The organism is Calothrix anomala FACHB-343, from assembly GCF_014696435.1.
GTDB lineage: Bacteria > Cyanobacteriota > Cyanobacteriia > Cyanobacteriales > Nostocaceae > Aulosira > Aulosira anomala_A.
In genome coordinates this window covers 127369-145846 of the sequence record NZ_JACJQG010000014.1, presented here as the reverse complement: position 1 = coordinate 145846, position 18478 = coordinate 127369, and the positions used below count along the sequence as shown (strand labels likewise).

The window sequence follows — 18478 nt, the reverse complement described above, 5'->3', positions numbered from 1 at the left end:
TTTTCCAACGGAGAGGGGGAGATTCGAACTCCCGGAACCCTTGCGGGTTCATCTGATTTCAAGTCAGACGCAATCGACCACTCTGCCACCTCTCCAGTAAACTGTCTAGCATTTTGTGTATCTGCTATGCACAGGCTTTCATAGATTAGCACAAAAGCTGACAGATAATACTATATCTCACATCTACGCAGATTGCACTACTGGACGCGATCGCTCGTAAAAAATTTCCTCGGACACTATCTGGTAATCGTCGCCTACCCAAACTAGGGAGGCTTGGGACACCACACCCGCCTCTAGGGTAACTAAAGAGAAATTACGCCGCTTTTTGCCTTGAATTTCCACTATCCTGGGTACGCTAGCCGCATTTAAGTAAATTGTTCCTTCTGGACTTTTTAGCAAAGGCTTGCGTAACTCCTTTTTCGTGTGCCGCAGATTATGGTGCATGTGTCCAAATGTCACCAGAGGAATGGTTTTACCAGCGTTGAGAGTCTGGGAAATTGCTTCGCCCAAATCTGGATCGCCAAAATCGCCGCCAAGCGGGAGCCAGTCCTTACCACAGGGATCTTCGGGGCGATCGCCTAAGCCACTAGGCCCGTTGTGTCCCAGAAAAATAATCGTATCGTATGCCGCACTTTTGACCGCAGCCACAATTTTATTTGCTGATTCTTCCAAATCCGTTACACCGTAACGTTCTTTGCAGATGTCAGCATATCTCCATTCTGGCCCGCCCCAACTAAAAGGACGACCGCCAACTACAGTTAAATTCCATTGGGGAAAATCCAACTTACCATAACCGACATGGGCGGAACCTAATAAATCGAGCTGTTCTTGAACCCAGTCTTCCTTGGTGCGGTCGTAGGGACATTTTTTCCGTCCCCATTCTGTGGCAGTGTACCATGCATCGTGGTTGCCCATTACAGCAGCTTTGGGAATATCAATAGAAGCGATCGCTCTCACCACTTCCACCGACTCATTACCAAAATCCCCCACAAACAGCACTAAGTCCACACCCAAATGCTTGAGTGCAATTCCATCGTCATCTTCCCATTGGTCGTGAACGTCGCCAACTACAGCTATTTTCAGGTTTGTTGATTTTGTTATCTCACTGGTCATGCCACTGTCCTTGCTGTCTACTTTTAGGATAGGCAACTCAGCAGGATTTGCACACATATTGGGGCATGGGGCATGGGGCATTGGGCATTGGTAGTTTGTTGACTATGCCCCTAGTTATTAAATTAAGCTAAAAGCCTTGGAAAATCCAGTTTCTTGCCTCTTGCTAAAAATCAGCATAGGCAGAACGTGGAATAAGAGTTGTATTTTCAGTTTAGGGACTTCCAAATAAAAAAATATTCCAATCATTAACTTACCAAACCCGCAACTCGTAGGGGCGGGGTAACCCCGCCCCTACAATTTGGCATAATTTATTTTTTGGAGTTCCCTTACACCAATGCCCTATCCCCTATGCCCCATGCCCAAAGCGGCGGAGCGACTATCTCTGTTTCCCCAAGCAAAGATAAAGTTCTCCGCCGCTTCCATAAAGCTTCTAGGATTTTTGGTGAAAACCACTATATTTTTTGGTAAAAACTACTATAATTAATCCACAGCACAAATACTTGCAACCTTAAGTAACCCCTAACTGTGTTTAAAACTGCACTTGTCGATCGAGAAACAACCCATCCGGGTGTACTACCACTGGATTTATTTGCGGCGATTGAAAGCCTCAAAAAAGAACTCAACGCAGTGATATTAGCCCATTACTATCAAGAGCCAGATATCCAGGATATTGCAGATTTTATTGGGGATTCATTACAACTAGCTAAAGCCGCAGCTAATACCAATGCAGATGCGATCGTTTTTGCTGGCGTTCACTTCATGGCAGAAACAGCAAAAATACTCAATCCTGATAAATTGGTACTGCTACCAGACTTGAATGCTGGTTGTTCTTTAGCCGATAGTTGTCCGGCGGAAGCCTTTGCAGCCTTTAAAGCTGCCCATCCCGATCACCTAGTGGTTTCTTATATTAATTGCTCTGCGGATATTAAAGCCATGAGCGATATTATCTGCACCAGTTCCAATGCTGTGAAAATTGTCCAGCAAATCCCGAAAGATCAGCCGATTATTTTTGCTCCCGATCGCAATTTGGGACGGTACGTCATGGAGCAAACCGGACGAGATATGCTGCTATGGGATGGTAGCTGCATTGTCCATGAAACCTTCTCGGAAAAGAAAATAGTCCAGTTAAAAATAGCCCATCCCGAAGCAGAAGCGATCGCTCACCCAGAATGCGAAACTAGCATTTTGCGCCACGCCAACTATATTGGCTCTACAGCAGCTTTACTCACCTATTGTCAAAACAGCGCTGCACAGGAATTTATCGTAGCTACAGAGCCAGGTATCATTCACCAAATGCAAAAACTGGCTCCTCAAAAGCGGTTTATTCCTGCGCCACCAATGAATAATTGCAATTGCAATGAATGTCCGTTTATGCGGTTAAATACTTTAGAAAAAGTGTATTGGGCGATGAAAAATCGTACTCCGGAAATCACCATGTCTGAAGATATTAGATTAGCGGCTTTGCGTCCAATGCAACGGATGTTAGAGATGAGTGTTTAGGTAAATTCATCAATTAAGTTTTCATATTATGTAGAGACATAATTCTCTTGTGTCTCTACATACAGCATATTTGCAGTAAATAAGGTACGCGCTTCGGGGCATGGCAGTGCCAGTGCCCCTACAATAAACGATAATCTGTACCTCACTAACTGGCAATCTGCTGTATTTTTTTGCTTTGAAATAGTTGGATTATAAGCATCAGTCTTGTGTTTATACCAATTTGAAAAAAGAATGCGACAGTAGGGGCATGGCAATGCCATGCCCTCCAAAATATATGGATAAACTTTGGCGAGAATATAGGTTCTGAAGTCAAATGTAGTGTGTTTTGTCTCACAGAGTAACGCACCAACAACAATTCAACCTGCCATACCAAAGAGCGATAATACAAGCTACAGGCTGGTAATTTATGGTAAGTATCTATGAAATTAGATAATGTTGTCCCTTGGGGTAGAACTCTTGAAGAGTACAAGCTGATGTTTGCTTTATCAGATGCAGATCTGAATAAATCGATTCTTGGGTGTGGTGATGGCCCTGCAAGCTTCAATGCTGAAATGACAGAACTCGGATATTCAGTTGTTTCGATTGATCCTATCTATGAATTTGCTGCTCAACAAATCAAACAACGAGTTCAAGAAACTTATGAGTCAGTAATAACACAAGTTAAACAAAATTCAAATAACTACATTTGGAAGAACTTTCGCAATGCAGATGAACTTGGTTATGCTCGTTTGGCTGCAATGGAGAAATTTTTATCGGACTATGAAACTGGTAGAAAAGAAGGGCGCTACTTACCCCTATCTTTACCACATCTAGAACTAGCCAACAATCAATTTGAGTTATGTGTGTGTTCCCATTTACTCTTTCTTTATTCTGAGCAACTATCGTTAGATTTTCACCTTGCATCTATTGATTCTCTCTTGAAAATCTCTCCAGAGGTGCGGATTTTTCCCTTGTTGAAACTTAATTGTGAAATATCACCCTATCTTAAGCCAGTGATTCAAAGGTTTTCCAATCAAGGATTTGATGTTCAGGTTCAGCCTGTTGCTTACGAATTTCAAAAAGGGGGTAACCAGATGTTAATTATTAGAAAAAAAATTAAGGTGCGTTAGCCTACGGCATAACACACCCTACGAAAATTGATATTTTTCATCGCAATTTTTTTTACTTTATTTATCTAGCCACAGCAATCTCAAATTAATTATTAACTCCATATTTTCTCTGCGCCTCTGCGTCCTCTGCGGTGCAATTTTAAAAGATGGGGAGGTAAATTTCCCCATCTTGAGATAATTCCATTACTGACCTTTTTGCGCTTTCGATTGAGCCGCCTCACTAAATTGCTGGTATAACTTAACACGGCTTTGCGCTTCTGGATAACGGCTATGGCTGGATGATACCTGACTCATGAAATCCGAAGCTTGTTGCCATTGTGCAGCTAAAGCTGACCATTGTTCGGGAGTTGTCGCTGTTTTCCCAGATGCAGAAGCTTGATTAGCAATCCGCACTGCGACTGCAAATGGATCGTCTGCGGGAATGGTAACAGTTTTGCTGACATTTGGATTTGCTGCTGGTGCTGCTTTTTTATTCGCTATGTTTTGAGAAGCATCTGCATATTTTTTATATAGCTGAACGCGGGTTTGTGCTTCTTGAAAGCGACTGTGGCTAGGTGACACCTGATTCATTAAATTAGAAGCTTCTCGCCACTTACTAGCTAATTCTGAATGCTGCTGTGAAGTTGTGGCTGTTTTCCCCAATGCAGAAGCTTGATTTGCAATCCGCACTGCGTCTTTGAAGGGGTCTTTTGCAGAAAGAGTAGTATTTTTGGGATTGGAAACAGTTGCGCCTTGGAGTTTAACAGATGAGGGTTGAGAAGTTTGTGCAGAAATAGAGCTTTCCTGTTTTCCTTCTAACCAACTGTAAGCACCCCAAACTAGCAACAGCAGTGGTAAGCATAAGCCAGAGACTTTTAATACCTCAATTGGCAAAGAGCGCTTTGGTATATTTTTACTCAAAAATCTATTTTGGCTTCTGCGGCGATGTCTTCTTTTAAAGATGACAAATCGCAAAGAATTTGGCTTCGGTAAGCTGACTTGAGCTAGTTCACTCTTAGTCTCTTTGAGGTTTTGAAAATCATTAATTAGTTGCTGAATTAGACCTGGTTGTGGTAATGTAATTTCCTCTGACCAAAGCAATTGACCATCGCGATCGCGATAAATTTCCGTCAACCAAAGTAATTGTTGTTCCCTGACAATCCGACTATTAATATTCACCCGGCGAATATTACGCGGTGCAATAGACTCAAGAATTTGCCGAATTTTTTGCACTACAGTAGATTGTTCTAGTTGATCGACTGTTTGAGCCTCACACAGCAGTTGTAAGACCCCATCTGAGAAAATAGCTCTGGTTCGCACGCCAGAAGCAACTAGTTTTTCGTTCAATATTTGAATGATCGCCGCAACGCTACCTTGGTGTGCTTGCCAAGCGATATCGTTTATTCGATCTGCCATTTTTAATTTAGTGATAAATTTTCCACCCTGATTTGTTAAGGAACTCATTTAATTTATTTAGGCTAGTATGTTTATGCAAAACATCGCCTTATTTTTGATTTTATGAGTAAAGCTACAAGGTTGACACATAAAATCTTTAAAATAAGGTCGAATTTCTATCTTTAGGCAGAAGGCTGAATCTGCACCAGTTAGTTTAGTCCTCATTTTAGGTAATTGTCCACCTGTTGATGATGAAATATTACCTGTTTTAGGACATCTATTTGCTGCTTATCATACAGCTAAAAATTGATTTCTGGCTTGTTCTTAGGGTACGTAATTATACTAATTTTTTATGTAGATAAATATAGATAAAACTAAAAATTATCCGCATCAATACTGATAATTTTTGGTACTATTCATGTACTAGTTAAATTTAAAGGGTGGTAAACCCACCCCCTCTGCTTTACTTACGTTCTGGATGACCTGTTTCTTCGACTGTATGCACGCCCATTTGGTTAATTGCAGCAATCATCTGATATAAGCGTCCCAAATCCCGTTGATTGAAATAGAGAACAAGACGAGGTAATCCTAATGTTTCATCCTGTCCTTCTTGGGATAACGCCTGACTTTTCTCGATTTTATCTTTCACGAGAATATCGCTAAAGTCAGCATTGAGTTTTTCTACTTCCGCTTCCGATAGATCTGTTGTCAGACGAATGACCAAGCGATCGCCTACATAGCGGCTAGAGTGATAAACCTGGTAAAATCTGGTAATTGCCTCGCAAGCTACATCTACACTATCTGTAATCGTGTAAAGACTAGGATCTTCAGGACTGACAAGACCTTTTTGTACTAGCTGTTCATCGATATATTCACTCCAAGAACGCCAGTAATCGCCGCCAGGACGATCTATTAACACAAGAGGAACAGGGCCAAATTTACCTGTTTGGCTTAATGTCATGCATTCAAAAGCTTCGTCTTGGGTGCCAAAACCGCCAGGAAATAAGGCTACAGCATCGCTTTCTTTTAATAGAAATAATTTGCGCGTGAAAAAATATTTAAAGTGAATCAGCTTAGAATCGCCTTCAATAAAAGGATTCGCTTGCTGCTCAAAAGGTAATTGAATATTTAAGCCAAAGGAATTTTCTCGTCCTGCACCTTCATGGCCTGCTTGCATAATACCGCCGCCACCGCCGGTCATGACCATAAATCCCAGCTTGGTAACAGCCTGCGCAAACTGCATAGCCATGTGATACTCTGGGGTTTCTGGCGCTAGGCGAGCCGAACCAAAAATAGTTACTTTACGGATGTGTCGGTAGGCATAAAAGAGTTGAAAACCCCGTTCCATGTCTGCTAAAGCAGCCGACAATATTTTCCAATCCAGACGCTCAATATCACTATCAGCTAGACGCACTATGGTAGCCAGTGCCTGTTTGATGAGTTGCTGATTTTTTAACGTCGGTAACCGATCGATTAATTCAGCGATGTCCGCTTGGAGAGACTCTAATGTATCAAACGACGCAGATGAAGCCATGATAACCGCTGCCACAATGGTACTATATTTTATCTAATTTTGGAGCGCTATGTATCAACTGTTGCCAGGTTTGTTGATGAATAACAGTTTTGATATACCGCACTAAAAAGCACCTGTGGTTAAGGATTAACCAAGGCGCTAGTAACGCTTCTCTATGAGATGCTTGGCGATCGCTAAAATCAAAATTCCTCTGGGCAAATTTTGATTGTAGAAATCTCGCCAGGGACTTTCAGCAAAATAAACAATTAAAAAGCTGGTTAAGTAGCTTTATGAACTGCGTACACCAGAATACATAAAAAATTCATTAATCTCCCTCGATCTCCTGCTTTTTTAACCTTTCTTAGCCCCTAACCTAAGCGCTCCTATTTTCCAGCTAGTCAATCATGAGAAAATCTCACAACCAAATATGAAAATCTCTCTTTCCTAGCTCCTAGCCTCTAACTACTAGCCCTTATTTCCAAGCTAGGTAGGCGTTTCATCTCTTTTCAATGCTAGCTAGGCGATCGCAAAAGGCATTAATGTTTCCGCTAGTTCTGCTCAGGATAGGTTCAAAAACAGCAATAATTACGTTAAACAGTTTGATAGAGACGCGAAATTTCGCGCCTCGCAAACTTGTTTACAAAAATTGACCTAAAAATTAGAACCAAGGGAAAAATCAACAGGATTTTACTACCAATTGAGATTCAAGAGGAGGGACGAAGATACTTTTCCAATGTGCTAGCTAATGTACTTTTAGGCACGGCACCAACGACCATATCAACTTTTTGCCCCTCTTTAAAAATCATTAATGTGGGAATGCTGCGGATGCCATACTGACTAGCAACATTAGGATTTTCGTCAGTGTTGACTTTAACGACTTTTATCTGACCTTTGTACTGCTCGGCGATTTCATCCACTACAGGAGCTACCATCCTGCATGGGCCACACCAAGGTGCCCAAAAATCAACTAAAACAGGTACTTCACTGTCGAGTACTTCTTGCTTAAACGTAGAATCTGTGACTTGTGCGGCTGCTGACATGCCTAAAAACCTTTGCCAATTATATTTCTGAGTTTCGTGAAAATTCTACCATAGCAAAAACAGCTGCTTAAAAGCGAAGGATGTACATTTGCAAAGAAGCTATGGAATTTTATTTATAAAAACATAAGGAACCGCCCGAACATAGTCCGGGCGGAGTGTGGTGTGAGGAGTGAACGGAAACATGCGTCTCCGCTATCTCTATTGTAGGCGACATATGTAATTTTTCCAGTAATTGTTTAAAATGCTGGAAAAATTTCCTGAAGGATTTGGATATTAAGTTTGGACTTTTTTAAGAATTAAGAGTCAAGAGTCAAGAGTCAATGGTCAATGGTCAATGGTTGTTTGTCAACAGTGATTTTTTCCATATCCCTAGTCCCTAGCCCCTAGTCCCTTTATTTGCCCATACCTAGTTGTTGGGCTTTTTGGTAGACTTTGCCTTCAGTCAGTAAAGAAGGAGCAATCACAACTTCAACTTGTTGCATTTCTTTGATATTTTTGGCTCCTAAGGTGCCCATACTGGTTTTTAAGGCTCCTAAAAGATTATGAGTACCATCATCTAATCCGGCAGGGCCGATGAGAATTTGCTCTAGAGTACCAGTAGTAGCAACGCGAATCCGGGTACCACGAGGTAAGACAGGGCTAGGAGTAGCCATTCCCCAATGATAACCCCGTCCTGGAGCTTCGGCGGCTCTAGCGAAGGGAGAACCAATCATTACACCATCAGCACCGCAAGCAATGCATTTGCAAATGTCTCCGCCAGTGATTAAACCACCATCTGCAATTACAGGAATGTAGTTACCAGTTTCTTGATAGTAATCATCCCTTGCGGCGGCACAATCGGCGATCGCAGTTGCTTGAGGTACGCCTACACCCAACACGCCACGGGAGGTACAAGCCGCACCAGGGCCAATTCCTACCAGTACGCCAGCCGCTCCGGCTTTTAATAGATTTAATGTCACTTCGTAAGTTACACAATTGCCCAAAATTACGGGAATAGGCATTTTTTGGCAGAATTCTGCCAAATCTAAGGGCGCAATCGACTCTGGTGAGAGGTGTGCTGTAGAAACTACTGTAGCTTGTACAAAAAATAAATCGGCTCCAGCTTTGGCTACTACTTCGCCATATTTACTGGCTCCAGCTGGCGTAGCACTGACTGCTGCTATCCCACCTTGTTGCTTAATTTCCTGAATACGCTTTTCTATTAATTCCGGCTTTACTGGTTCAGCATATAGTTCTTGCATCAGGTGGACAAATTCATCTTTGCCCACAGCCGCAATTTTATCTAAAATCGGATCTGGGTCAGCATAGCGAGTTTGGATACCTTCTAAATTGAGAACTCCTAATGCTCCTAGTTGGGATAACTTTACAGCCATCCGCACATCTACTACACCATCCATCGCACTAGCAATGATGGGAATTTCCCGCTCAATGTTACCAATCTGCCACCTGGTATCTGCCAAACTCGGATCGAGTGTTCTATTACCAGGTACTAGTGCAATCTCATCAATTCCGTAAGCTCTCCGAGCTGTTTTGCCCCGCCCAAGTTGAATGTCCACGCTGTAACTTTTCCCAAATCTTTGTTTAAGCTAGGGTATCAAATTGTGGGCGAAGTTGGTGCAATTTTTTTTCAAGTTACTGTCACTATCCACAGGGACAAATATCACGGAAATTTGTTAATTAGTTTCTGTGCGATCGCTGTTGCAGTTGACTGTTAAGGCTGCTAATTAGAAAATAATTAGCTTGATGTGCCAGTTGTTACCAATAAAGCTGCTATTTTAGCAGTGAAGGATGAAAATAGGGCATTGGGGAGCCAGTGCATTGCGCGGGTTTCCCGCGTTGAAGCAACTGGCGTCATTGGGCATTGGGCATTATTCGTGTTCTTGACTTTTCAATGATGAGAAATGGCTTTGTCTAGGTTAATTTTCCGAAAAATATAATTTTTACCTTGAGGATATAGCTGAAAGTGGTAAGTATTCTACATGGAATTTGAATGGAACCCAAACAAAGCAGCGCTCAATGTTGAGAAGCATGGTGTTTCCTTTCAGGAAGCTGCAACCGTATTTAACGATCCACTATCTGTAACTTTTCCCGATCCGGCTCATTCCATAGGAGAAAATCGTTACATTATCATTGGTATGTCTCGATATAGAGAACTTTTAGTAGTTGCACATACTGATAGAGACGAAAAGGTACGAATTATCAGCGCCCGAAAAGCTACCCGACAGGAGAGGAAGTTTTATGAAGAAGGAAGTTGAGAACGAGATGGAAGACGAGTTAAGTCCTGAGTACGACTTTACCCAAATGACAGGAGGTATTAAGGGTAAGTATGTTGAGCGATATCGTACAGGAACAAACTTAGTGCTTTTAGATCCTGATGTTGCTCAAGCTTTTCCTAATGATGAAGCAGTTAATGAAGCATTAAGATTATTGATGCAAGTTGCCCAACGTCAGCAGATAAACACTACGATGCCGCAAACAGAATAAAAGCTGCTGGTAGCCGTTCTAGCTCTTTAGCCCTTGATATCTTCTACTAAAAATATTTTTTCTATTGCCAATAACTGCAACAAGGTTCAGCTTTAAAGTAGCCAGAATTGTTACCATAGATTGAGATTAGATAATGAAGCCTTGATCCAAGCTGAAACCTTAGAACTATTAGAATGGAATCGCCTCTGCCAGCATCTTGCGACTTTTGCGGCAACTAAGTTAGGGGCGATCGCGTCGCGTCAGCTAAAAATTCCCGACTCTCAGGCGGAAAGTACGCAGTTGTTGGAGCAAACAAAGGAAGTTTACCAACTAGAAAGCCGTCTCTCGCCCAGTTTATCGTTTGAGGGAATTCAAGATATTGGGGATTCTCTGGAACGTGCAGAACTGCAGGGAATTTTAGCAGGAGATGAACTGTTAGCGATCGCTACTACACTAGCTGGCAGTAGGAATTTACGGCGGATAATTGACAACCAAGAAGATTTACCTATCTTGACGGAGTTGGTTGCCGATTTACGCACTTATCCCGAACTTGAGCAGGAAATTCACCGTTGTATCGACGAACGGGGACAGGTAACCGATCGCGCTAGCCAAAAATTAGGGGAAATTCGCACGGACTTGCGGAGATTACGCAGTCAAATTACTCAAAAGCTGCAAAATATTTTACAAGCAAAATCTAGCGCCGTCCAAGAACAATTAATTACCCAAAGAGGCGATCGCTATGTCATCCCGGTAAAAGCGACACACAAAGACGTTATCCCCGGTATTGTCCACGATACCTCTACCAGTGGCGCTACCCTGTATGTGGAACCGAACAGCATCGTCCCTGTAGGTAACCAATTACGCCAAGCCATTAGAAGAGAGCAAACAGAAGAAGAAGTCATCCGTCGCGCTTTAACAGAACAAGTAGCCGCAGTTAAACCAGATTTAGAAAGGTTATTAGCAATTGTGACTACCTTGGATCTGGCTACAGCTAGGGCGCGTTACAGTTTTTGGTTAGGTGCGAATCCTCCCAGATTTATTAGCTGGGAACAGCAAGAAAGTATTACCTTACGCCAACTGCGTCACCCGTTGTTAGTGTGGCAGCATCAACACGAGCAAAGCTCACCAGTAGTGCCCGTAGATTTGCTGATTAATCCGATAATTCGGGTAGTGACGATTACCGGGCCAAATACTGGTGGTAAGACTGTTACCTTAAAAACTTTAGCTTTGGCAGCCTTAATGGCGAAAGTGGGTTTATTTATTCCCGCCCGCGAACCTGTGGAAATACCCTGGTTTGACCAAGTATTAGCCGATATAGGCGATGAACAATCATTACAGCAAAGTTTATCAACCTTTTCCGGTCATATTCGCCGGATTAGCCGGATTTTAGATGCTTTAGGAAGCGTGGAACCAGGGACTGCGGACAAAGAAGAATCATCAATGCCCCATGCCCAATCTCTAGTATTACTAGATGAAGTAGGTGCAGGAACCGATCCAGCAGAAGGTAGTGCTTTAGCGATCGCCCTTTTGCAGCATTTAGCTAACCACGCCCGATTGACAGTAGCTACAACTCACTTTGGCGAGCTAAAAGCGCTGAAATACGAAGATGAGCGCTTTGAAAACGCCTCAGTCGAATTTGACGAAAGTACCCTATCGCCAACTTATCGCTTGTTGTGGGGCATTCCTGGACGTTCTAATGCCTTGACAATTGCTCGGCGCTTAGGTTTAAAACTAGAAGTTGTCGAACAGGCGAAAACTCACCTGGGAGGAGCAACCGACGAAGTTAACCAAGTAATTGCTGGGTTAGAAGCGCAACGCCGCCGCCAAGAAACCAAAGCAGCCGAAGCTCAAAAATTGTTGCAGCAAGCAGAACGGTTATATAAGGAAGTATCCAGCAAAGCTGCCAATTTAGAAGAAAGGGAACGGACATTAAAAGCTTCTCAAGAAGCAGCAGTACAACAAGCGATCGCCCAAGCTAAAGGTGAAATTGCCCAAGTCATCCGGCGGTTGCAGCAAGGTACACCCACCGCCCAAGATGCCCAGCAAGCAACTAACGCCCTCAATCAAATAGCGCAGAAATTCCAGCCAGCAGCGCCAGCCAAACCCAAAGCGGGATTTATGCCCAAAGTAGGCGATCGCATCCGGCTGTCTCAGTTTGGGCAAACAGCAGAAGTATTAGTTGCTCCTGATGAGGATGGAGAATTGACCGTGCGTTTTGGCATCATGAAAATGACAGTCAAACTAGAAGACGTAGAATCTTTAGATGGTCAAAAAGCTGAAGCAACTGTCAAATCTAAACCAGCACCCGCACCAGTTACCCCAGCCGCACCGCCAGCTTTAGCAATTCGGACTTCTAAAAATACAGTAGATTTGCGCGGAAAACGGGTACCTGACGCTGAATTATTGTTAGATAAGGCAATTTCCGAAGCAATAGGCCCGATATGGATTATTCACGGACACGGTACAGGGAAACTACGGCAAGGCGTGCATACCTATTTACAACAGCACCCCAGAGTCAGCAAATACGAAGCAGCAGAACAAGTAGATGGTGGTAGCGGTGTTACCGTTGCCTATGTGGAGTAGGAGGACAAAAAGGCAGAGGAAGCAGAGGAAGCAGGGGAGCCAGTGCGTTGTGCGGGTAACCCGCGTTGTAGCACCTGGCGTGTGCAGAGGAGGAAAATTATACAGATACTCTCCTTCTTGTCACTATTCGCCCAATGCCCAATGCCCAATGCCCAATGCCCCATAATATACTTCTACTTTGTAGAAAATAAATTTTCCTTTAGAGTAAGACAGAGATACAAGCTGATTACCACAGTGAGAAAGCAAGCTAAAGCTTCTGACTAAGATAGCTAGAGGAAACTAACCTAAATGCTTAAGAGTCTGTTTCAAAATGGGTAACAGCAACCGTCCCTATTAGCCCGATCACCTATGCTAAAAGTTATGCACTCGGCCACTAATTCAGCCACTCCAAATTCCCAGTGGGAGGATTTAATTAAACTCCCAGCCCCGAACACGGTTCAGTGGGACAACATTAAAACCCAATTGGACTTAGTGCTGTTGGCGCTCGAAACATTGACTGGCATTGGTTCCGAGGCGATGCTCTCGGCCGCAATCGAGCTGAATTTGGAGTCAAGAGTGCCGGATCGCGTGGCTTTGTGGCGATTGCGCCAGTCAAATCCGCTACGCAAAGGACAAGGAGGACGCAAAAAACTTGATGTAGAAGAAGCGCGATCGCTAGTTCTCATCATTTGCTACCTTGCCAAACAGCACCAAGAATTAATTCGTCGTGCTGTTGGTTTATTAGAACAAATGGCGGAAAATCACCAGGAACCTCACCAAACCGCTTTACTTGGCGATTATATTGATGCTTTTTGCAACACTTACCAAGAGCGAATGGAAGAGGACGATAAAATCTCCACTGATTTACTCACCCATTTAGCACTCAAGCTGCTGGTAGATTTACTGTTTTACAGCGCCCCCGGTGGGCATCGCCGTTTGTGGTTAGCACTTATAGATCGTTCCACGCAATTTTAGATTTTCGATTTTAGATTGCTCCTCCAAAATCCCAAATCCAAAATCACCAATCATCTCCTTCGCAGTTTCTGCCATGCCTCTATCAAATTCTGTCATTCGTCGCTACACACCCCCCACTTGTACGCTAGAAGTCTTCGCGCAAGACTCAGCTTTGTCTCGGTGGATGGGCAAAACTGTCCTCAAGCAGTTAAGCTTTGAGTTGCGTTTTGACGATCCGCGACTGCCAGAAGAAAGCAGATTCCCAATTCGGGGCGATCGCGATCAACTTGAAGCTTTATGTGATGCTGTCACTAGTTACGTGCAGCAATTTCTGCACCAATCTCCAGAAAGTTTTTGGCTCAGTTTTACCGGGCCGCAAGATTCTAGTAAAGTAGCTGATAATTCACAATTATCAGATTTTGCCGCTTCTTCTGTCCCAGCTACTACTAAATCAATCAAATCTTTTCCTACTTATCTACCACAAACAAAAATATATTTAGAGCCAAGTAGCTATTTAACTCACAATCTGTTCCTTGGTTCCCTGGCTAATCAGACATCCGGGCCAGTAATACAGCTTAGTTTGCTGCAACTATTTGATTTAGCAACTGCTTTAGATGAATACTCAGCAGATATCATGGCGTTGCCAACTCTCGAAAATACTCGGAGTTCAACTGTGCGTTTCCCTACTTGGGCACCCGCAGCAGCAGTATTAGTATTAGGTGTAGGTTTATTACCTATTACCTGGCAATATGTGAATAATGCCAAGCCAAAACAGCAAGTTGCCACAAAAACTACTACAGATTCATCAGAACTCGCTCTGCAACCCTCGCCATCATCCCTCAATCCAGAAGCTAGCCTTTTACCCCCAGACAATTTACCACCAGTACCGCCCATAGGTTCTACTCAACCATTACCTGTAGTACCTACCGCATTGCCAACAGCGCCTAGTTCTACCCTTACCAATCCATCAGCCACATTACCGAATTCTAGCTTCCCGACCGCTCAAACAACAGCTAATTCCAAATTACCTAAAAGCAATCAACCATCTGCGGCTTCTAGTGTATTTGGCATACCCGAACCAACTAGCCCAACTCTGACGGCGAATTCCCCCTTTAAAGCCTCTACTGGCGGACAGCAAATCGCCATTCAACCAAATCCCACAGCCAACCGTCCAGGTACAACTAACCCAGCAGAACTAGCTCTACCTAAAAGGCGAGAATTACCACCCAGCTTAACTGCTAACAGAGGCAGCGTTAACCCAAATGTTGTCACAACAGCGCCACCACTTCCCACCATCCCCAATGAAACTGCAAGTTCCACCAAGGTTGATGGAGATTATAATCCTGCATCTACTACCTCTACAGTCACAACTGGTAGCTCCTTAGCTGAGAGATTGCGGAATCAACGCCAAACAGTCTCATCTAACCAGCCAGCCAGCGATAGCACATTATTTGATACACCTCAGATATCAGAAGCTAGACAATATCTTCAAAAACGCTGGCAACCACCTTCTGGATTGCGACAAACCCTAGAGTATAGTTTGATGGTAAATGTTGACGGTACCATTGAACGCATTTTTCCTTTAAATAAAGCAGCCAGAGAATTTGTGGAAAACACTGGAATGCCTAATATCGGAGCACCTTTTGTTTCAGCTAATAAAGCTGGGCAAAATATGCGAATGCGAGCTGTACTTACTCCTGATGGTAAAGTTCAAATTTTCCCAGAAAACTAATAATTTAGGGAAAGTCTAATTTCATTGAGAAAATCAGTTTTTCTTAGTAGAAGTTTGAGCAATTGCGGTAAATTGCTTTACCATTTAGCTATTTCTTACAGTTAACTAAAGTGGTTTGAAATTTTCCGTAGACTCAACTTTTACTTCGGGAATAACTAGTTAATACCAATTCAAAATTAAAAATTCAAAAATAAAACATCGTTATTCAAAGGCAGGCGGCAAAGGGCAGAAGGCAGAAGGAAAGAAACTTTTTTCATCTATTCTTGTGTACTCAGTTCATGACGGCTAATATATTCCTTGTCCTCCTTGTCTCACCTTCCCTTGTCCTTTTTGTGCATATAGAGCAGATTGCTAGTTGGTGAAGTACAAATTATATCGTTGATTGTAGGGGCACTGGCACTGCCATGCCCCGAAGCGCGTACCTCATGTACCTGAAATCTGCTGTATCAAGGGTTGGGATTCGATATAATTAATACAAATAAAATGGGCTGGGAAAACCAGCCCTTAATTTTTCAATTGCATTTGATATTTTAAAAATTTGGAATTCTTAATTGAATTCTAGAAGATTGGCGGATAAATAAACAGATTTAAGTTTCCCAGTAATTGATGCCGAATCCTTAATTATGCATGAGGAATTCTCATTTAATAACGGGATTTTTTGATTTTTGATTTTTGCTTTTTACGCCGCCGTTCTGTAGAAGCAACAGCATGTTCTACTGGATAACCGACAACAGGAATTACCTGATATTTGCGTTCTTCTTCTAATTTTTTGATTTCGGTGTAATCCACCCAGTGAATGCAATCTACTGGACAAGTATCTATTGCTTCTTGAATAACTTCTTCTGCGTCTCCATCCTGACGAACTACACGCGATCGCCCATAATCTGGTTCAATGTAAAAAGTATTACGGGCAACATGAGCGCAGTGCTTACAACCAATACAGGTGATTTCGTCAACATAAACACCCTTTTGACGCAGCATTCCGCCTAATTCTGGTTCTAAACCAGAGCGTTCGGGCGCATCTCTTAAAAAACCGCCTAACTCTGGTTCTAAACCGGTGCGGTTGTCTTCTTGTCCTTCCGGTGACGGCAGAAAGTCATCCATTACGCACTCCAGCGTTGTACTACCAGGCGAATTGAACCATCTTCTTGTTGTTTTTGTTCCGCAACTTGAAAGCCAACACGAGCGGTTTCTTTGACCACTGTTTGATAAGCATAACGCTGAGTTACTTGGCGCAAAAATCCATCAACAGAAAGATTTTGTTGCCAATATTGCAAGTCAGCCACCAATTCATATTCTTGGCCATTCCATCTAAAGCCGATATCGTAGCCATTTTCTTGCTCAATGGAAATTTCCGCAGGATGAGTTTGACCGCGATAGCCACGTACCTCACGGGGGCCTGGTTTCCAGTCTATACCTAATTCAGTTAAAGCATCTTTTAAAGATTCGAGGTTACGGATTTGAGTTTTAATTTGGCTAAAATGTGACATGGTGGTGGTGAATTAACGACACTAAACTATTTTGAACAATTACCAATCACTCAAAGCGGTTTGCGTATTAGCCACACCGGCTTGCTGTACCATAGTGGCAAAAAACTCAGAGGTTGGCTCATTAGTAAGTACCTGTCCCAGCTGCTCTTCTATAGCGGCTGTGACTTCAGCACAAGAAGCACCTATAATGCCAGTGACTTTCTCTTGTACCCGACCATCTGGATAGATTATGAACTCTAATGTCTCCATGCTCTTGGCCAACCACGATTAGTACGCTTGAATTGTACTGCTTTAGTAGAGGGCTATTTATATAGCCGTCGGAACATTTTTACTTTAGATACAAAGTTGCCATTTGTTAACTAATGTTCCATCTCTCAAAATATATATCTCAGAAAATTTACAAAAATTATTAATTTTGCAAGTCTGTACATTGGTCTTTAGTAAGTTTCTCTTAACCTAATCCATAAGTCAAGCTGAGAATTTAGCTTGTCAGGGGTGGAAAAAAAGCCCTAAACAGAGGCTCTAGCGGTAGTATAGTCTGCTGGCGGATTTATAAAAATATAAGATTTATTGAAAATGTTTATCATTATCATTAAATTGTTACTAAGTATGGGGTATGGGGGTTTTAAGTGGTGAGAGCGATCGCATTTTCTCCACTAGGAAGTTTATGTATTAATACAGATAATGCAAGTATGAATAATTAATTAACTAACACTTAGTAAGAAGCTATAATTTTGAGGAAAAGCGATCGCCTACGGAGTCCAGATTAAAAAACAGCGATTACCTTTGTGTTCGGTAATTTTTGCACCTAACCGATGATAAAAACTTAAACCGCGACTGTTGCGTGCATCAGCATTCCAAGCAATATGAGTACAATCGTTTTGCTTGGCTATTTCCGCAAGACGACTCATCAAAGCTGCTCCGGCTCCTTGGCTTCTCATGTTATCATCCACATATAAATCATCTAGCCAAATACTCGGTTGTCCTGCAAATGACGAGTATCTAAATCCGTATAAAGCAAATCCAACTTCGCGTTGTGAAATCTCTGCGAATAAAACGTAAGCAAAGGGAATTGCACCAAAAAGCGTTTTGTGGATTTTGTCTTCTGAAACTTGCAAAACACCAGAAAAAGCGCCAATACTGCGGTCAAATTCGGCTTTCTTTTGAATGAATGAGAAAATCAGCGAAACATCTTCAGGGGTAGCGGTTCTGACTTTCATCGATTAACTGTCAAGCTGCTTAAGGATTAGTTTTCTAATAGTTTAACTCTTTCACTGATTGTATTCAGGATTAATTATATTTTTCCAGTTATCGGCTTTCTTATTCATCAGTGAGGAGTCATTAACAGTCACTTCCAAGATTCCAGAAATGAAAGCTTCTTGTCCATACTGCTGATAGTCATCAATGAATTGTTTGTGTCTGTAACCAAATGTACCTCTTTGAAGTTCTAGCATGTTGGCTTCAAAACGATACTCAAGATTTTCACTATAGCCGATATATCTACGCCCGTTAATTTTATTAGTCATTATATAGATACCGCTTGTCATGGCTAAATTTTATATTTTTTTCAAATCCTTAATTTAGCCATTATAGGCGGTGTAAAATATATATCTCAACCGTGATTATAA

Annotated in this window: 17 protein-coding genes, 1 tRNA gene and 1 pseudogene; 8 read left to right on the top strand and 11 right to left on the bottom strand. The window is 42.4% G+C overall.

Features of this window, described 5'->3' with window-relative positions; all coding sequences use genetic code 11:
- Window positions 1-8: 8 nt before the first annotated feature.
- Both H6G08_RS10575 and H6G08_RS10570 read right to left on the bottom strand, forming a co-directional pair.
- A tRNA-Ser gene (locus H6G08_RS10575) sits at window positions 9-95 on the bottom strand.
- Between the two features lie 88 nt (window positions 96-183).
- On the bottom strand, window positions 184-1113 hold the full coding sequence (locus H6G08_RS10570) for a TIGR04168 family protein (RefSeq protein WP_190541470.1): 930 nt from the start codon (window positions 1111-1113) through the stop codon (window positions 184-186).
- A 525-nt stretch (window positions 1114-1638) separates the two neighbouring features.
- Between H6G08_RS10570 and nadA the strand changes: the two genes are divergently transcribed.
- Together nadA and H6G08_RS10560 are read left to right on the top strand one after the other, a co-directional pair.
- Window positions 1639-2613 (top strand): quinolinate synthase NadA, encoded by a 975-nt coding sequence (gene nadA, locus H6G08_RS10565; RefSeq protein WP_190541433.1) that lies wholly within the window; start codon window positions 1639-1641, stop codon window positions 2611-2613.
- 419 nt (window positions 2614-3032) lie between these two features.
- The gene (locus H6G08_RS10560) at window positions 3033-3722 is read left to right on the top strand and encodes an SAM-dependent methyltransferase (RefSeq protein WP_190541431.1); all 690 of its coding nucleotides are present in this window, start codon (window positions 3033-3035) and stop codon (window positions 3720-3722) included.
- Window positions 3723-3905: 183 nt separating this feature from the next.
- Here H6G08_RS10560 and H6G08_RS10555 read toward each other — a convergent pair whose 3' ends face one another.
- The 4 genes and pseudogenes from H6G08_RS10555 to H6G08_RS10540 form a co-directional block, all read right to left on the bottom strand.
- Window positions 3906-5117 (bottom strand): hypothetical protein, encoded by a 1212-nt coding sequence (locus tag H6G08_RS10555; protein ID WP_313941759.1) that lies wholly within the window; start codon window positions 5115-5117, stop codon window positions 3906-3908.
- Between the two features lie 442 nt (window positions 5118-5559).
- The gene (locus H6G08_RS10550; protein ID WP_190541429.1) at window positions 5560-6630 is read right to left on the bottom strand and encodes an LOG family protein; all 1071 of its coding nucleotides are present in this window, start codon (window positions 6628-6630) and stop codon (window positions 5560-5562) included.
- A gap of 683 nt (window positions 6631-7313) precedes the next feature.
- Window positions 7314-7673 (bottom strand): annotated as a pseudogene (gene trxA / locus H6G08_RS10545) (thioredoxin); the annotation flags it as partial.
- 368 nt (window positions 7674-8041) lie between these two features.
- Window positions 8042-9205 (bottom strand): GuaB3 family IMP dehydrogenase-related protein, encoded by a 1164-nt coding sequence (locus H6G08_RS10540; RefSeq protein WP_190541425.1) that lies wholly within the window; start codon window positions 9203-9205, stop codon window positions 8042-8044.
- 423 nt (window positions 9206-9628) lie between these two features.
- Here H6G08_RS10540 and H6G08_RS10535 point away from each other — a divergent pair, with 423 nt between their 5' ends.
- The 6 genes from H6G08_RS10535 to H6G08_RS10515 all read left to right on the top strand — a co-directional run bounded on the left by H6G08_RS10535 (window position 9629) and on the right by H6G08_RS10515 (window position 15360).
- Window positions 9629-9904 (top strand): BrnT family toxin, encoded by a 276-nt coding sequence (locus H6G08_RS10535; protein WP_190541423.1) that lies wholly within the window; start codon window positions 9629-9631, stop codon window positions 9902-9904.
- On the top strand, window positions 9888-10133 hold the full coding sequence (locus tag H6G08_RS10530; RefSeq protein WP_190541421.1) for a hypothetical protein: 246 nt from the start codon (window positions 9888-9890) through the stop codon (window positions 10131-10133). Before H6G08_RS10535 ends, H6G08_RS10530 begins: the two co-directional genes overlap by 17 nt.
- 141 nt (window positions 10134-10274) lie before the next feature.
- Entirely contained in the window at window positions 10275-12695 is a 2421-nt protein-coding gene (locus H6G08_RS10525; RefSeq protein ID WP_190541468.1) for an endonuclease MutS2, read from the top strand.
- 141 nt (window positions 12696-12836) lie between these two features.
- A complete protein-coding gene (locus H6G08_RS38115; protein ID WP_277877813.1) occupies window positions 12837-12959 on the top strand; it encodes a hypothetical protein in 123 nt (40 codons plus the stop codon).
- Window positions 12960-13043: 84 nt separating this feature from the next.
- On the top strand, window positions 13044-13649 hold the full coding sequence (locus H6G08_RS10520) for a DUF3038 domain-containing protein (RefSeq protein ID WP_096644885.1): 606 nt from the start codon (window positions 13044-13046) through the stop codon (window positions 13647-13649).
- A gap of 73 nt (window positions 13650-13722) precedes the next feature.
- Complete coding sequence (locus H6G08_RS10515; RefSeq protein WP_190541419.1) at window positions 13723-15360, top strand: DUF4335 domain-containing protein; 1638 nt, start codon at window positions 13723-13725, stop codon at window positions 15358-15360.
- Between the two features lie 642 nt (window positions 15361-16002).
- Here the strand turns inward: H6G08_RS10515 and H6G08_RS10510 are convergent.
- From H6G08_RS10510 to H6G08_RS10490, 5 genes are all read right to left on the bottom strand, one after another.
- Window positions 16003-16464 (bottom strand): ferredoxin, encoded by a 462-nt coding sequence (locus tag H6G08_RS10510; protein WP_190541417.1) that lies wholly within the window; start codon window positions 16462-16464, stop codon window positions 16003-16005.
- On the bottom strand, window positions 16464-16850 hold the full coding sequence (locus tag H6G08_RS10505; RefSeq protein WP_190541415.1) for a DUF1257 domain-containing protein: 387 nt from the start codon (window positions 16848-16850) through the stop codon (window positions 16464-16466). Before H6G08_RS10505 ends, H6G08_RS10510 begins: the two co-directional genes overlap by 1 nt.
- Window positions 16851-16889: 39 nt before the next feature.
- The gene (locus tag H6G08_RS10500) at window positions 16890-17099 is read right to left on the bottom strand and encodes a DUF2997 domain-containing protein (protein WP_096644982.1); all 210 of its coding nucleotides are present in this window, start codon (window positions 17097-17099) and stop codon (window positions 16890-16892) included.
- Between the two features lie 503 nt (window positions 17100-17602).
- Complete coding sequence (locus H6G08_RS10495; protein ID WP_190541413.1) at window positions 17603-18070, bottom strand: GNAT family N-acetyltransferase; 468 nt, start codon at window positions 18068-18070, stop codon at window positions 17603-17605.
- A gap of 51 nt (window positions 18071-18121) precedes the next feature.
- Complete coding sequence (locus H6G08_RS10490) at window positions 18122-18397, bottom strand: GIY-YIG nuclease family protein (RefSeq protein WP_277877812.1); 276 nt, start codon at window positions 18395-18397, stop codon at window positions 18122-18124.
- Window positions 18398-18478: the final 81 nt, after the last annotated feature.

What these genes read in the sequence shown, in the direction of transcription:
- H6G08_RS10570 (WP_190541470.1), bottom strand. Translation starts at nt 1,113, where the DNA reads ATGACCAGTGAGATAACAAAATCAACAAACCTGAAAATAGCTGTAGTT.
- H6G08_RS10560 (WP_190541431.1), top strand. Translation starts at nt 3,033, where the DNA reads ATGAAATTAGATAATGTTGTCCCTTGGGGTAGAACTCTTGAAGAGTAC.
- H6G08_RS10555 (WP_313941759.1), bottom strand. Translation starts at nt 5,117, where the DNA reads ATGGCAGATCGAATAAACGATATCGCTTGGCAAGCACACCAAGGTAGC.
- H6G08_RS10550 (WP_190541429.1), bottom strand. Translation starts at nt 6,630, where the DNA reads ATGGCTTCATCTGCGTCGTTTGATACATTAGAGTCTCTCCAAGCGGAC.
- H6G08_RS10535 (WP_190541423.1), top strand. Translation starts at nt 9,629, where the DNA reads ATGGAATTTGAATGGAACCCAAACAAAGCAGCGCTCAATGTTGAGAAG.
- H6G08_RS10530 (WP_190541421.1), top strand. Translation starts at nt 9,888, where the DNA reads ATGAAGAAGGAAGTTGAGAACGAGATGGAAGACGAGTTAAGTCCTGAG.
- H6G08_RS38115 (WP_277877813.1), top strand. Translation starts at nt 12,837, where the DNA reads ATGCCCAATGCCCAATGCCCCATAATATACTTCTACTTTGTAGAAAAT.
- H6G08_RS10520 (WP_096644885.1), top strand. Translation starts at nt 13,044, where the DNA reads ATGCTAAAAGTTATGCACTCGGCCACTAATTCAGCCACTCCAAATTCC.
- H6G08_RS10515 (WP_190541419.1), top strand. Translation starts at nt 13,723, where the DNA reads ATGCCTCTATCAAATTCTGTCATTCGTCGCTACACACCCCCCACTTGT.
- H6G08_RS10510 (WP_190541417.1), bottom strand. Translation starts at nt 16,464, where the DNA reads ATGGATGACTTTCTGCCGTCACCGGAAGGACAAGAAGACAACCGCACC.
- H6G08_RS10505 (WP_190541415.1), bottom strand. Translation starts at nt 16,850, where the DNA reads ATGTCACATTTTAGCCAAATTAAAACTCAAATCCGTAACCTCGAATCT.
- H6G08_RS10500 (WP_096644982.1), bottom strand. Translation starts at nt 17,099, where the DNA reads ATGGAGACATTAGAGTTCATAATCTATCCAGATGGTCGGGTACAAGAG.
- H6G08_RS10495 (WP_190541413.1), bottom strand. Translation starts at nt 18,070, where the DNA reads ATGAAAGTCAGAACCGCTACCCCTGAAGATGTTTCGCTGATTTTCTCA.
- H6G08_RS10490 (WP_277877812.1), bottom strand. Translation starts at nt 18,397, where the DNA reads ATGACAAGCGGTATCTATATAATGACTAATAAAATTAACGGGCGTAGA.